The sequence below is a fragment of the Salinivibrio sp. IB868 genome (genome assembly GCF_001995655.1).
Classification (GTDB): domain Bacteria; phylum Pseudomonadota; class Gammaproteobacteria; order Enterobacterales; family Vibrionaceae; genus Salinivibrio; species Salinivibrio siamensis.
This window is the reverse complement of sequence record NZ_MUEW01000013.1, coordinates 48,815-62,320: the sequence shown is the minus strand read 5'-3', so window position 1 is coordinate 62,320 and position 13,506 is coordinate 48,815. Positions and strand designations below refer to the sequence as shown.

The 13,506-nt window shown below is 50.7% G+C and carries 14 protein-coding genes; 13 read left to right on the top strand and 1 reads right to left on the bottom strand.

The window, feature by feature from the left end; all coding sequences use genetic code 11:
* Nucleotide 1: 1 nt before the first annotated feature.
* On the bottom strand, nucleotides 2–1,399 hold the full coding sequence (dnaA, locus tag BZG20_RS13935; protein WP_046074846.1) for a chromosomal replication initiator protein DnaA: 1,398 nt from the start codon (nucleotides 1,397–1,399) through the stop codon (nucleotides 2–4).
* A 407-nt stretch (nucleotides 1,400–1,806) separates the two neighbouring features.
* Here dnaA and BZG20_RS13930 point away from each other — a divergent pair, with 407 nt between their 5' ends.
* The 13 genes from BZG20_RS13930 to BZG20_RS13870 all read left to right on the top strand — a co-directional run bounded on the left by BZG20_RS13930 (nucleotide 1,807) and on the right by BZG20_RS13870 (nucleotide 13,506).
* On the top strand, nucleotides 1,807–2,520 hold the full coding sequence (locus BZG20_RS13930) for an amino acid ABC transporter substrate-binding protein (RefSeq protein WP_158075291.1): 714 nt from the start codon (nucleotides 1,807–1,809) through the stop codon (nucleotides 2,518–2,520).
* A gap of 58 nt (nucleotides 2,521–2,578) precedes the next feature.
* Nucleotides 2,579–3,250, top strand: a complete 672-nt coding sequence (locus BZG20_RS13925; RefSeq protein WP_046074848.1) for an amino acid ABC transporter permease — start codon at nucleotides 2,579–2,581, stop codon at nucleotides 3,248–3,250.
* Nucleotides 3,247–3,993 (top strand): amino acid ABC transporter ATP-binding protein, encoded by a 747-nt coding sequence (locus BZG20_RS13920; RefSeq protein ID WP_077579393.1) that lies wholly within the window; start codon nucleotides 3,247–3,249, stop codon nucleotides 3,991–3,993. The genes BZG20_RS13925 and BZG20_RS13920 overlap by 4 nt, the downstream gene beginning before the upstream one ends.
* A gap of 209 nt (nucleotides 3,994–4,202) precedes the next feature.
* Nucleotides 4,203–4,337, top strand: a complete 135-nt coding sequence (rpmH, locus tag BZG20_RS13915; RefSeq protein WP_025672864.1) for a 50S ribosomal protein L34 — start codon at nucleotides 4,203–4,205, stop codon at nucleotides 4,335–4,337.
* Nucleotides 4,338–4,350: 13 nt separating this feature from the next.
* Nucleotides 4,351–4,722: a ribonuclease P protein component gene (rnpA, locus tag BZG20_RS13910; protein ID WP_046074850.1), complete on the top strand. Its 372-nt coding sequence runs from the start codon at nucleotides 4,351–4,353 to the stop codon at nucleotides 4,720–4,722.
* Nucleotides 4,674–4,934 carry a membrane protein insertion efficiency factor YidD gene (gene yidD / locus BZG20_RS13905; RefSeq protein WP_077456636.1) on the top strand — a complete coding sequence of 87 codons (261 nt, stop codon included), beginning with the start codon at nucleotides 4,674–4,676 and terminating at the stop codon, nucleotides 4,932–4,934. The genes rnpA and yidD overlap by 49 nt, the downstream gene beginning before the upstream one ends.
* Before the next feature lie 2 nt (nucleotides 4,935–4,936).
* Complete coding sequence (gene yidC, locus BZG20_RS13900) at nucleotides 4,937–6,550, top strand: membrane protein insertase YidC (RefSeq protein ID WP_046074851.1); 1,614 nt, start codon at nucleotides 4,937–4,939, stop codon at nucleotides 6,548–6,550.
* 100 nt (nucleotides 6,551–6,650) lie between these two features.
* Nucleotides 6,651–8,015 carry a tRNA uridine-5-carboxymethylaminomethyl(34) synthesis GTPase MnmE gene (gene mnmE, locus BZG20_RS13895; RefSeq protein ID WP_077579392.1) on the top strand — a complete coding sequence of 455 codons (1,365 nt, stop codon included), beginning with the start codon at nucleotides 6,651–6,653 and terminating at the stop codon, nucleotides 8,013–8,015.
* A 150-nt stretch (nucleotides 8,016–8,165) separates the two neighbouring features.
* Nucleotides 8,166–9,266, top strand: a complete 1,101-nt coding sequence (locus BZG20_RS13890; RefSeq protein ID WP_052708062.1) for a GGDEF domain-containing protein — start codon at nucleotides 8,166–8,168, stop codon at nucleotides 9,264–9,266.
* A 66-nt stretch (nucleotides 9,267–9,332) separates the two neighbouring features.
* Nucleotides 9,333–9,785: an FMN-binding protein MioC gene (gene mioC, locus BZG20_RS13885; RefSeq protein WP_046074853.1), complete on the top strand. Its 453-nt coding sequence runs from the start codon at nucleotides 9,333–9,335 to the stop codon at nucleotides 9,783–9,785.
* Between the two features lie 393 nt (nucleotides 9,786–10,178).
* Entirely contained in the window at nucleotides 10,179–12,068 is a 1,890-nt protein-coding gene (gene mnmG, locus BZG20_RS13880) for a tRNA uridine-5-carboxymethylaminomethyl(34) synthesis enzyme MnmG (RefSeq protein ID WP_046074895.1), read from the top strand.
* Nucleotides 12,069–12,695, top strand: a complete 627-nt coding sequence (gene rsmG, locus BZG20_RS13875; RefSeq protein WP_077579391.1) for a 16S rRNA (guanine(527)-N(7))-methyltransferase RsmG — start codon at nucleotides 12,069–12,071, stop codon at nucleotides 12,693–12,695.
* Nucleotides 12,696–12,708: 13 nt separating this feature from the next.
* Nucleotides 12,709–13,506, top strand: coding sequence for a ParA family protein (locus BZG20_RS13870; protein WP_046074855.1), 798 nt, complete (start codon nucleotides 12,709–12,711; stop codon nucleotides 13,504–13,506).

Sequence of the window (13,506 nt, the reverse complement as noted above, 5' to 3'; positions counted from 1 at the left end):
ATTAGGACGACAACGTTCGAATCAGGTTAGAGTAGTCTTCTTTAATATCGTGACTTTCTTCACGCAGCTGCTCAATCTTACGACAAGCATGCAATACGGTGGTATGGTCACGACCGCCAAATGCATCACCAATTTCCGGTAAGCTGTGGTTGGTCAGCTCTTTTGCTAGCGCCATCGCCATCTGGCGGGGTCGCGCCACTGAGCGAGACCGACGCTTAGACAACAAGTCTGCCATCTTGATTTTATAATATTCAGCCACGGTTTTCTGGATATTATCAATGGTGACCAACTTTTCTTGCAAGGCGAGCAAATCCCGCAACGCTTCTCGGACGAAATCTATGGTGATCGCACGGCCGGTAAAGTTGGCATTGGCGATCACGCGGTTAAGCGCCCCTTCAAGTTCACGCACGTTAGAACGCAGTCTTTTCGCAATAAAAAAGGCCACTTCATCAGGTAAACGAATGGCATGGTCTTCCGCTTTTTTCATTAAAATCGCCACCCGGGTTTCCAGCTCTGGCGGCTCAATCGCGACTGTCAGCCCCCAACCAAACCGCGATTTTAAGCGGTCCTCGACCCCGTTTATCTCTTTGGGATAGCGGTCGGAGGTGAGAATGATTTGCTGGTTACCCTCAAGCAACGCATTAAAGGTATGGAAGAATTCTTCTTGCGAGCGCTCTTTGTTGGCAAAGAATTGGATATCATCAATCAATAGCGCATCGACACTGCGGTAATAACGCTTAAACTCTTCGATAGCATTATTTTGCAGCGCTTTCACCATATCTTGCACAAAGCGCTCTGAGTGCATGTACACCACGCGCGCATCCGCTTTGCGATCAGAAATGGCATTACCCACCGCATGCAACAAGTGCGTTTTACCTAAGCCCGTTCCGCCATAAAGAAAAAGGGGATTATAGGCCGCCCCCGGGTTATCCGACACCTGACGCGCGGCTGCCAAGGCTAACTGGTTCGATTTACCCTCAACAAAGTTATTGAACTTGTGTTTGGGGTTGACGTTGGAGCGATGATTAACATCCGATTGCACCGGTGAGGGAGCAGGCTCCCACACTCGTCCTTGCGGCGGCGCTGGCGCCGCTTGTTGCGGAGCGGGCGCAGCAGCAGGCCCGGCAGGGGCAGCTTGTGGCGTTGCGGCAACCGGTTTGCTCCCCACCTCAAAGCGCAGCATGGGTACGTCGACACCACAAAACTCGTTCAGTAATTGATTAATTTGATGCAGATACTTATCTCGCACCCAATCAAGCACAAAACGGTTTGGGGCAAAGAGGGTCAACGTATTGTCATTGAGCTCGGCTTGAAGTGGCCGTACCCACATACTGAATTCTGTCGCAGGTAAATCATCTTGAAGACGTTCAAGACACTGCAACCAAAGCGATGATGACACGTTTGACTCCACGCAGTTGTACCGAAAAGAGAAAGGCCACAATGGTACTCCTGTCGCGCCCAGATCGCTACCCACAAGATCCCGAAATCAGTGAATAAGATCCGAGTTATTCACATAGATCCCACAGAAATACGTGAGATCGCCACAGCAAACCCATGTTTTACTCACAAGAATAGGATCAGATTGGCCAATGATCCTGTTCTTTCCTTGTGCATAATTTTGATCAATGTGGGGTTTATCCCAGGAATTACACGACAACTTCGGTGAATAAGTTATTACTCATAACAAGAAGGTATTTCTCGCCTGCCACTGCCACCCTCTATATTACGCACCTTATCAATATCGATGTGGTTACTACGGAGCTTTTCATGACTAAATGGTTCATCAACGCCCTGCTCAGCGTGAGCATGATTCTCACTGCCCCCGCCTTTGCTTCTGAAACAGTAAAAGTGGGCATGTCTGGCCGCTACTTTCCGTTTACGTTTGTTAAACAAGACCAGCTACAAGGTTTCGAAGTCGATTTGTGGGATGAGATTGGCGAGCGCAACGACTACGATGTGGAGTATGTCACCGCTAACTTCTCAGGACTGTTTGGTCTGTTACAAACCGGCCGTATCGACACCATTTCAAACCAAATCACCATCACCGATGAGCGCCAAGCGAAATATCTATTCACTGACCCGTATGTGGTGGACGGCGCACAAATCACGGTTCGTAAAGGCAATGATGCCATTAACTCGGTCGCCGATCTGAAGGGTAAAACCGTGGCCGTTAACTTAGGCTCGAACTTTGAACAACTGTTGCGTGAACACCCAGCCGCTGATGATATCAACATCAAAACCTACGAAACCGGGATTGAACACGATGTGGCCTTGGGTCGTGCTGATGCCTTTATTATGGATCGCCTCTCCGCGCTACAATTGATCAAAGAGTCCGGTCTGCCCCTACAATTAGCTGGACAACCTTTTGAAACCATTGCTAATGCATGGCCGTTTGTCGACTCAGAGCGTGGTCAACGCTTACGTGATGAAGTCAATGCTGCGCTAAACGCGATGCGTGAGGACGGCACCTTGGCGGATATCTCAACCAAATGGTTCGGTGGCGATATCACTAAAAAGTAAGTGTTTACTTTCATTTAATAAGCCCGCGCAGGCGGGCTTTTTTGTTTAAAGGTCAATCATGGCGTTCGATTTTGATTACATGGCCTCCTTGTTTCCCCTGCTGCTGCGTTATTTGGGGATCACCATGGAGATGGCTGTACTGGGCCTCATCTTCGCCCTCGCCTTGGCAGTGGCGATAGCCTTGATTCGCGTGTTTCGCATCCCTGGGCTCAATGGTATTGCACAGATCTTTATTAGCTTCTTCCGTGGCACCCCGCTATTGGTGCAACTGTTTCTACTTTATTACGGTCTCCCTCAGGTCATCCCCGCCTTAGTGGGAATGGAAGCTTTTACCGCCGCAGTGATCGGAATTAGTCTGCATTTTTCTGCGTACATGGCCGAGTCAATCCGCGCCGCCATTACCGGGGTGGATCGCAGCCAGATGGAAGCCAGTCTGGCGGTGGGCATGACCACCCGCCAAGCGATGCAACGCATCATCTTGCCGCAAGCGGTGCGTATTGCCCTGCCATCGTTGATGAACTACTTCATTGATATGATTAAAGCCACGTCACTCGCCTTTACGCTCGGGGTCGCGGAAATCATGGCACAAGCGCAAATGGAAGCGTCATCCAGCTTCAAGTTCTTTGAAGCCTACTTAGCGGTGGCACTCATCTATTGGGCCGTGGTTGTGGCATTAACGCGTGTTCAGTATTGGGCAGAGGCACACCTTAATAAGGCGTATCAACGATGATAAAGATAGAAAAGCTAAAAAAAATCTATCAAGGCGTTGCGGTGCTCGACGGCATCGACCTCACTATCGACCGAGGCGAAATAGTTTGCATTATTGGTCCTAGCGGCACCGGTAAATCGACCTTATTGCGTTGCATTAATTTTCTCGAGCGTGCCGAGCAAGGGATCATCGAAATCGGGGAGCAACGCGTTGATAGCGGCAATATGGCCACCCGTAAGCAGGATATTCTGGCGTTGCGGCGTCAAACTGGCTTTGTTTTCCAAAATTATGCGTTATTTGCTCACCTCAATGCCCGTGACAACATTGCCGAAGGGCTGCGCACCGTTAAGGGATGGGCGAAAGACAAAGCCCATGAGCGTGCCCAGCAAATTCTCGATGATATTGGGCTTGGCGATAAAGGGGATCATTACCCGGCCTCTTTATCGGGTGGACAACAGCAACGGGTTGGCATCGGCCGGGCGATGGCGCTGGAGGCTGAGCTGCTGCTGTTTGATGAGCCCACGTCAGCCCTCGATCCAGAGTGGGTTGGCGAAGTGTTGGCGTTGATGAAAAAGCTCGCCACTCGCCACCAAACCATGCTGGTGGTCACCCATGAAATGCAGTTCGCTCGCGATGTGGCGGATCGGGTGGTATTTATGAACGACGGCCATATTATTGCCCAAGGGACACCGGATTGGTTATTTAACCAATGCGACGATCCCCGTTTGCATAAGTTTTTGAATCAAGTCGGGATCATCCCCTAGTCAACGATCGCTTGGGGATCGATCCTTGCGATCTGTGCCCAAGTGCTTATAATTCACCGCCCGGAGTGGCGTCGGTTAGTGATTGACTAATCGTTAGTCAATGGCTACAATCCGCCCTCTTTGTTGAGAGGCGTCGGAGTCAAGCCTAGTGCTACCCTCCCACGTCGGGTTAACAAACCTAACACTGATCAGTAATAAAGGTAGAAACCATGAAACGCACTTTTCAACCTTCAGTTCTAAAGCGTAAGCGCACTCACGGTTTCCGTGCGCGCATGGCGACTAAGAACGGCCGTAAGGTCATTGCCGCTCGCCGTGCGAAAGGCCGCAAGCAGCTTTCTAAATAATCCGCAGTGATTTGTGAATAAGCTCGCTTATCCTCGGGAGTTACGTCTGCTAACTCCCGAACATTTCAGTGCCGTCTTCCAGCAACCGCATCGCGCCGGTTCGCCGCACTTAACTATACTCGCCAGAAACAACCCACTCGGCCATCCACGTCTCGGTCAAGCTGTACCGAAAAAGCAAATCAAACTTGCTGTTGATCGCAACCGCTTTAAACGTGTGGTCCGCGAAAGCTTTCGTTTACGTCAACATCAACTGCCGGCGAAAGACTTTGTGGTGATCGCGAAAAAAAGTGCTAACAACCTAAGCAATCAAGCGCTGCGAGACGAATTGGACAAGTTATGGCAACGTTTGTCGCGACCGCCGCGCAAAAAGCGCTCATCGCGCTGATTCGGGGATACCAACTGGTTATAAGTCCACTTATTGGACCACGATGCCGGTTTACACCAACCTGCTCTCACTACGCCATCATGGCGATTCAATCCCATGGTGTGATAAAAGGGTGTTGGTTGGCAGGCAAACGTCTATTAAAATGCCACCCTTTGAATGATGGCGGTTACGATCCTGTGCCGCCTTGCGACCACCATAACAGAGACAATTAACAATGGATTCCCAACGCAATATCCTGTTGATTGCCCTATTGTTCGTTTCTTTCATGCTTTACATGGAATGGAACAAACCAGACTCCCCGCAACCGCAGGGACAGGGCGTTGAGCAGCAGCAAACCACTCACAGTGACGTGCCAAGCAGCAATGACGGTGATACCACGTCTCTTGATGCACAGCCTGTCTCTGACAAGCTTGTCACCATCAACACTGACGTTTTAACACTGAAAATTGATACGCAAGGCGGTGATGTTGTCCATGCCGAGCTCCCGCAATATGATGCGGAGTTGGATTCTGACAACGCCTTCACGCTGTTGCACAGCAAACCTGATCATACCTTTGTGGCACAAAGCGGCTTAATTGGTGCCAACGGCATCGATACGGCAGAGGGACGCGCACAATACCAGGTGACGCAAAACAACTTCTCGCTCTCGGACGATCAAGACACCCTACGGGTGCCAATGACGGTTGAGAAAGATGGCATTACCTACACCAAAACCTTCGTGTTTGAGCGTGGTAGCTATGCGGTGGATGTTGAACACACTATCAACAACCAAACTGACAACAATGCCAGTGTGACCATGTACACCCAGCTTAAGCAAAACTTGCTGGACGATGGCGGCAGTTTGACCATGCCGACTTATCGCGGTGGCGCCTACTCCACCGACGACAAGCGTTACGAAAAGTACAGCTTTGATGATATGCAAAGCAAAAACCTGAACGTGACGTTTGACCAAGGTTGGGCCGCGATGATCCAGCACTACTTTGCTACCGCGTGGATCCCACGGGCGGACAATAATGTGCTGAGCACCCGTACCACGGCTCAATACGGTTATATCCAAACCAAGACCCGCGATACCATTGCCGCTGGCACCAGCAAGACGCTCACCGCAACTTTGTGGGTTGGTCCGAAACTGCAAGAGCAAATGGCCGCGGTGGCACCAAGCCTGGATTTGGTGGTCGACTACGGCTGGCTATGGTTTATCGCTAAACCGCTGCACTGGTTGCTCTCCACCATTCAAACCTTTGTGGGGAACTGGGGTCTGGCCATCATCATGCTAACCTTCATCGTGCGTGGCGCCATGTACCCGCTCACTAAAGCGCAGTACACCTCGATGGCGAAAATGCGCATGCTGCAGCCTAAACTGCAAGAAATGAAAGAGCGTATCGGTGACGATCGTCAGCGCATGAGCCAAGAGATGATGGAACTCTATAAGCGTGAGAAGGTCAATCCGCTTGGCGGCTGCCTGCCATTGGTTCTGCAAATGCCGATCTTTATTGCCTTGTACTGGGCACTGATGGAGTCGGTAGAATTGCGCCATGCGCCATTCTTTGGCTGGATTCAAGACTTGTCGGCACAAGACCCATACTATGTGCTGCCGCTGTTGATGGGTGCATCCATGTTCTTGATTCAGAAGATGAGCCCCACCACGGTCACCGATCCGATGCAGCAGAAGATCATGACCTTTATGCCTGTGGTCTTTACGTTCTTCTTCTTGTTCTTCCCATCCGGTCTGGTTCTATACTGGCTGGTATCGAACGTGGTCACGCTTATCCAACAGACACTGATTTACAAGTCGTTGGAGAAAAAAGGCCTGCATTCACGCTCGTAACTCAGGCCGCGTCACGTAATAATAAAAAGGCGACCCGGCGGTCGCCTTTTTTTGTCGTTTATGGCCTAAAGGCCTGTAATTCAAATAAAGAGTGTGCACTATGGCTCAAACCGACACTATCGTGGCACAAGCCACTGCAACTGGCCGCGGCGGCGTAGGGATTGTCCGCGTGTCTGGCCCGCTCGCCCATGAGATTGGTACAAAAATGACGGGACGTGATCTGGCGCCTCGTCGTGCAGATTATTTGCCCTTTCTCGACCAAGAGGGTCAACCTATCGATCAGGGCATTGCTTTATTCTTTAAAGGCCCTCATTCGTTCACAGGCGAGGATGTACTTGAACTGCAAGGCCATGGTGGCCCAGTGATCATGGACATGCTTATTCAGCGTATCAGTGCGTTTTCTGGGGTGCGTGCCGCACGACCCGGAGAGTTCTCCGAACGCGCGTTTTTAAACGACAAACTGGATTTAGCCCAAGCTGAAGCCATTGCCGACTTGATTGATGCCAGCTCCGAGCAGGCCGCCCGCTCGGCCTTGCAATCGCTGCAAGGGGCCTTCTCTAGTCAGGTGAATGCGCTGGTGGAAAAAGTGATTCACCTGCGTATTTACGTTGAAGCCGCAATTGACTTTCCCGATGAAGAAATCGACTTTCTCTCTGATGGCAAAGTCGCCAGCGATCTCTCGCAGATTATCGAGCACCTCGCCACATTGCGCAAAGAAGCCAACCAAGGGGCGATTATGCGTGAGGGAATGAAAGTGGTGATCGCAGGCCGCCCCAACGCCGGAAAATCAAGCTTATTGAATGCCTTATCAGGGAAAGATAGCGCGATTGTCACGGATATCGCCGGTACGACTCGGGATGTCTTGCGTGAGCACATTCATATTGACGGTATGCCTTTGCACATTATTGATACGGCAGGGCTACGCGATACCGCTGATGAGGTCGAACGTATTGGTGTCGAGCGGGCATGGGATGAAATTGAGCAAGCCGATCGCGTTTTATTTATGGTCGATGGCACCACTACCGACGCCACTCATCCTGCGGAAATTTGGCCAGACTTTGTTTCACGTTTACCTAAAGCGATGGGCATGACAGTCATCCGCAACAAAGTCGATATGACCGGCGAGCCAATGGGACACGATAGTAACCATGATCCCGCACTCATCCGCTTAAGTGCCAAAACGGGCGAAGGCATGGACGCATTACGTCAGCACCTCAAAGCCTGTATGGGCTACGCCGGCGGCAGTGAAGGCGGATTTATGGCGCGTCGCCGTCACCTCGACGCGCTTGCTAATGCCGCACATCACTTGGACATCGGTCAGGCGCAGCTAGAAGGTTATATGGCCGGCGAGATTTTAGCAGAAGAATTACGCCTCACTCAGCAACACCTCAATACCATCACCGGTGAGTTCAGTGCCGATGATTTGCTGGGGAAAATTTTCTCTTCATTCTGCATCGGGAAGTAATTATCCCCAACCTGATCACGGGATCCTTCTACTAAGGATCCCTTGTAATACCTCGCCTGATCCCCTTTATCCTCATTATTCGATCGTAAGTTATCCACGTAGTTTTCACCATGATCAGCTACGCTTTAACGAGGTGTGGATGGAGGTACTATGCTGGCAAGTTTTAACCCGATCTTATCAATAGGCCTGAGTGAACATAATCAACTGATGCGGCATCAGATCCGCATGACCAATCTACTCACGGTGATCTGCGTGGTTGGCACGATCATTTTCTCCACCATGTACTGGCTTGCTTTCCAAACCCCGATCGCGGCTTGGCACAACGTCAGTTACGCCTTTTTGTACGCGGCAACCTGGCTGTTGATGTGGTCAGGACGCTGGTATATCGCTCGGTACTACCTTTTTTTCATGTTTTTTGCCCAGCAGTTCATCATGTCTTACTGGGTGTTTGCGGCACAAAGCCAGAACGAACTCTTGTTACTGGTCTCGCCCACTATCGTCTTATTGCTGTTTGACCCCAATGAGCGTCTGGCGCGTTACGGGCTATCACTGACAGCCATCGGCTTAATGTTTTCCATCCAGGTATTACCCACGCCCGACCCCTTGGTAAACCTTTCCACCCTAAACAGCAAAACCATTTACCTTAGCGTTGTCCTGATATTTATTGCCTTATCAGTGATTTTAATGGACTTCTATCTCCATGATCTCTACACCCTCAACCGGCAGGCACGGCAGTACATTCAGCGCGAGCCCCTAGCGCAAACATGGAATGCAACCCAGTTTTATCGCCGACTGAGCACGGAGTGCCAATCATCGACCGACAAGCCGATCGCAATCCTTTGCATTAATATTGATCATTTTCAGCATTTTAATACGCAACATGGCCACTCTATTGGTGATCAAAGCTTACAGTTCCTAGCCGGCTTACTTCATCGTCATCTACCACGCGATGCCCTACTTAGCCGCACTCACGCCGATCAGTTTTTAGTCATGCTCAAAGAAAATGATTGCGCCGATGCCCCAAAATGGGCGGTTAAATGTTATCACGCCATCGCAGAGACCCCCTTTACCTTTCATGGCGGCGCCCATGCATTCACCGCCTCGATAGGCATCGTTCAGCACTTTTCCGGAAACGGTCAAGCGATCGAGTTAATTGACCAAGCCTGCCAAGCCATGACGGAGGCGAAACAAGCGGGCGGCAACCAATGTGTCTGTCAACTTAGCCAGATGACGGCTAGCCAAGCGGTTTAAGCGGAGATTGACTCCTTGAGGTAAGGTCGAAATACTAGGGATGAATACCTTAACGATGAGGAAAGCATGGCAACTATCACTATTATTACCGGCAGTACCCTAGGTGGCGCTGAGTATGTCGGCGATCATCTCGCAGATCTCTTGCAAGCAAAAGGCCATCACCCTCAAGTGGTCAACGAGGGGCTCATTGATGATGTGCTCGGTGCCTCTACCCTATTGATCGTCACGTCAACCCATGGCGCAGGGGACTTTCCAGACAGCATCGCTCCCTTAATGGAACAACTGATCACCGAGCGCCCGATGCTACGCGACGTTCACTATGGCGTGGTCGGGATTGGGGACTCGAGCTACGACACGTTTTGCGAAGCAGGCATGAAAGCAGATGCGTTATTACAAGACTTGGGCGCAATCAAAGTCGGTGAGCGCATTGATATCGATATTCAAGCGCATCCGGTCCCTGAAGATGAAGCCGAACGCTGGTTAACAGACTGGGAACCACAACTTCACGCGCTCAAGTGAACAAAAAACAACCAACCTAACTGTGGATAACTAAGGAATAACCCAGTGATCTTCCTTTAGTTATCCATTTAATACTTTTCATCCCCTGCCCCCTATGTGGATAACCACCCATTTTGATCCCAGGTGATACAGGATCGGATCCAAGGCCACCCACAGAAAGTGATCGTTTCAAGATCCTTGATCTCTATGATCTTTTTTTAGTTATCCACTAAGATCCCTTTCCCTAATAGTAGATCTAACAAAGGATCTATATAAAGATCTTATATATATAAAGCCAATGCGCTCTAACGATCCGGATCAAGGTTTGGTTCCCTGTTGGCAGAAAAAGCGCTAGAATGTCGCCCCTTTTGCTTAGTTCATGCGCAAACACTTAACCAGGTTGAGGCTTTAATCATGTTTTACCAGGATCACTTTGACGTCATCGTTGTGGGTGGTGGCCATGCTGGTACCGAAGCGGCACTGGCTGCTGCCCGGATGAATCAAAGAACACTGTTGTTGACCCATAATATCGACACCTTGGGACAGATGTCGTGTAACCCCGCGATTGGTGGGATCGGGAAAGGACACCTGGTAAAAGAAATTGATGCCCTGGGTGGTGCCATGGCGCAAGCCACCGACAAAGGCGGGATCCAATTTAGAACGCTGAATGCATCTAAAGGACCGGCGGTACGCGCGACACGAGCTCAAGCTGATCGCGCACTTTACAAAGCGGCGATCCGTCATACCTTGGAGAACACGCCAAACCTTTCTTTGTTTCAACAAGCGGTGGTCGACCTGATCGTCGAGCAGGATCGTGTTACAGGCGTAGAAACAGAAATGGGGCTGAAGTTCAGCGCGACCACGGTTGTGCTAACGGTCGGAACCTTTTTGGGTGGGAAAATCCATATCGGTATGGATAATTACGCCGGTGGACGTGCCGGTGATCCGCCGTCAAACAAACTTGCGGATCGCTTACGTGCATTACCGTTTCGCGTTGATCGACTGAAAACCGGCACACCTCCGCGCATTGACGCACGCTCGGTCGATTTTTCAGTGATGCAAACCCAACATGGTGATACCCCTTGCCCGGTATTTTCATTCATGGGAAATGTCCAGCAGCATCCGCAACAAATCCCGTGCTATATCACCTACACCAATGAAAGAACGCACGACGTCATCCGCGAAAACCTTTCTCGTAGTCCGATGTATTCTGGCGTGATTGAAGGTATTGGGCCGCGTTATTGTCCGTCGATTGAAGACAAGGTGATGCGGTTTGCCGACAAAGACAAACATCAAATCTTTGTGGAACCAGAAGGATTGACCAGCAATGAGTTGTATCCGAATGGCATCTCCACCAGCTTGCCGTTTGATGTGCAAATGGGCATTATCCAGTCGATCAAAGGGTTTGAAAACGCCAAAGTGATCCGCCCTGGCTATGCGATCGAGTATGATTTCTTTGATCCTCGCGATCTCAAACAAACGCTAGAGACCAAATTTATCGACGGGTTATTTTTTGCGGGACAAATTAACGGTACCACCGGTTATGAAGAAGCCGGGGCGCAAGGTTTGCTCGCTGGGTGTAACGCGGCATTACAAGCTCAAGGCAAAGAAGGCTGGAGCCCACGTCGCGATCAAGCCTATATGGGCGTGTTGATCGACGATCTCTCCACCATGGGCACCCAAGAGCCTTACCGCATGTTTACCTCTCGTGCCGAGTATCGATTACTATTGCGCGAAGACAATGCTGATATGCGCTTAACCGAAAAAGGGCGCGAGCTTGGTTTGGTCGACGATGCTCGCTGGGCGCGTTTTAATCAGAAAATGGAAAACATGGAGCAAGAGCGTCAGCGCCTGCGTGGGACTTGGATCCATCCACATTCGGACGATGTTACTGCGCTTAACGCTATGCTGAAAACCCCCTTAGCACGTGAAGCCAATGGCGAAGATTTGCTGCGTCGTCCCGAGCTGCGTTATCAAGATATTGTGGCGTTACCGACCTTTGGGCCGGCCCATCAAGACACGCAAGCCAGTGAGCAAGTGGAGATCCAAGTGAAATATGCCGGTTACATCGACCGTCAGCAGGATGAAATCGCCAAGTCGCAGCGTCATGAACATACGACACTGCCAACAGACCTCGATTATGAGCAAATCAAAGGCTTGTCCAATGAGGTGAAAGGGAAGCTTGCCGATGCACGCCCGGAAACCGTGGGCAAAGCGTCTCGCATTTCTGGTGTGACACCCGCTGCCATCTCCATTTTGCTTGTGCACTTGAAAAAACAAGGCATGTTGAAGAAAGGGGCATAAATGGAATCACAACTACAACAAGGGCTTGCCAAAGCAGGCCTGGTTTTGTCTGCACAACAACAGGCTCAGCTCCTTGCCTATGTGCGCCTGTTGGATAAATGGAACAAGGCGTACAACCTGACATCTGTCCGTCGTCCCGAAGACATGGTGGTGAAACATATTCTTGATAGTTTGGTTGTTTCCCCCCATCTTGACGGCGATCATTTTATCGATGTGGGGACAGGTCCAGGATTACCAGGTATTCCTCTGGCTATTGCGAATCCGGATAAACACTTCACCTTACTAGACAGTTTAGGGAAACGGATCCGCTTCATTCGCCAAGTGTTGCACGAACTAGAAATAGACAATGTCACGCCGGTACAAAGCCGCGTCGAGGACTTTATCCCCGATAATGGCTTTGATGGCGTCTTGAGCCGGGCGTTTGCTTCCATGAACGACATGGTGAGCTGGTGCCAACATCTTCCTCATGCTGAGGGACAATTTTACGCGCTGAAAGGGCAAGTGGACCAGCAGGAGCTGGATGCCTTGCCTGCTGCTTGTTCTGTGACCGATATCAAAGCTTTGAAGGTACCGGGATTGGAAGGGGCGCGTCATCTAGTAATCTTGAGAGCAAAGAGTAACGAATAGAGGTCGAGAGCACGTGGGTAAAGTTATCGCGGTAGCAAACCAGAAAGGCGGCGTGGGGAAAACCACCACCAGTGTCAACCTTGCAGCGTCACTGGCTGCCACCAATCGCAAAGTGCTACTGATTGATTTAGACCCACAGGGCAACGCGACCATGGCCAGTGGGGTGGATAAATACGATGTGCATGCCACTGCCTACGACCTCTTAATTGAAGACACACCGTTTGAGCAAGTCGTGGTGGAAGACACGGCAGGCAGCTATCACCTGATTGCCGCCAATGGCGACGTGACCGCCGCTGAAATTAAGCTGATGGAAGTATTCGCTCGCGAAGTTCGCCTGCGCACCATGCTTGAGCCGGTGGTGGATCGCTATGATTATATTTTTATTGATTGCCCACCTTCGCTCAACTTGCTGACTATTAACGCAATGACCGCTGCCAACTCTGTGTTGGTTCCCATGCAGTGTGAGTACTTTGCCCTGGAGGGATTAACGGCATTGATGGATACCATCAGCAAGCTTGCCAGTGTGGTCAATGCTGAGCTTCACGTGGAAGGGGTGCTGCGCACCATGTACGATCCGCGTAACCGATTAGCGACCGAAGTATCGGATCAGATCAAAAAACACTTCGGTGATAAGGTGTATCGTACCGTGATTCCTCGCAACGTGCGGCTTGCGGAAGCGCCAAGTCATGGCCGACCCGCCATGTACTACGACAAATTATCGAGCGGTGCCAAAGCCTACCTCGCCCTTGCGGGTGAAATCCTGCGTCGCGAAGAGCAAGCACGCTCCTCGCCAGACGCTGTCAATGCCTGA

Excerpts from the sequence above, each read along its gene's own strand:
- BZG20_RS13925 (WP_046074848.1), top strand. The coding sequence starts at position 2,579 with ATGGCGTTCGATTTTGATTACATGGCCTCCTTGTTTCCCCTGCTGCTG.
- yidC (WP_046074851.1), top strand. The coding sequence starts at position 4,937 with ATGGATTCCCAACGCAATATCCTGTTGATTGCCCTATTGTTCGTTTCT.
- BZG20_RS13920 (WP_077579393.1), top strand. The coding sequence starts at position 3,247 with ATGATAAAGATAGAAAAGCTAAAAAAAATCTATCAAGGCGTTGCGGTG.
- yidD (WP_077456636.1), top strand. The coding sequence starts at position 4,674 with ATGGCAACGTTTGTCGCGACCGCCGCGCAAAAAGCGCTCATCGCGCTG.
- rpmH (WP_025672864.1), top strand. The coding sequence starts at position 4,203 with ATGAAACGCACTTTTCAACCTTCAGTTCTAAAGCGTAAGCGCACTCAC.
- BZG20_RS13890 (WP_052708062.1), top strand. The coding sequence starts at position 8,166 with ATGCTGGCAAGTTTTAACCCGATCTTATCAATAGGCCTGAGTGAACAT.
- rsmG (WP_077579391.1), top strand. The coding sequence starts at position 12,069 with ATGGAATCACAACTACAACAAGGGCTTGCCAAAGCAGGCCTGGTTTTG.
- BZG20_RS13930 (WP_158075291.1), top strand. The coding sequence starts at position 1,807 with ATGATTCTCACTGCCCCCGCCTTTGCTTCTGAAACAGTAAAAGTGGGC.
- mioC (WP_046074853.1), top strand. The coding sequence starts at position 9,333 with ATGGCAACTATCACTATTATTACCGGCAGTACCCTAGGTGGCGCTGAG.
- mnmG (WP_046074895.1), top strand. The coding sequence starts at position 10,179 with ATGTTTTACCAGGATCACTTTGACGTCATCGTTGTGGGTGGTGGCCAT.
- mnmE (WP_077579392.1), top strand. The coding sequence starts at position 6,651 with ATGGCTCAAACCGACACTATCGTGGCACAAGCCACTGCAACTGGCCGC.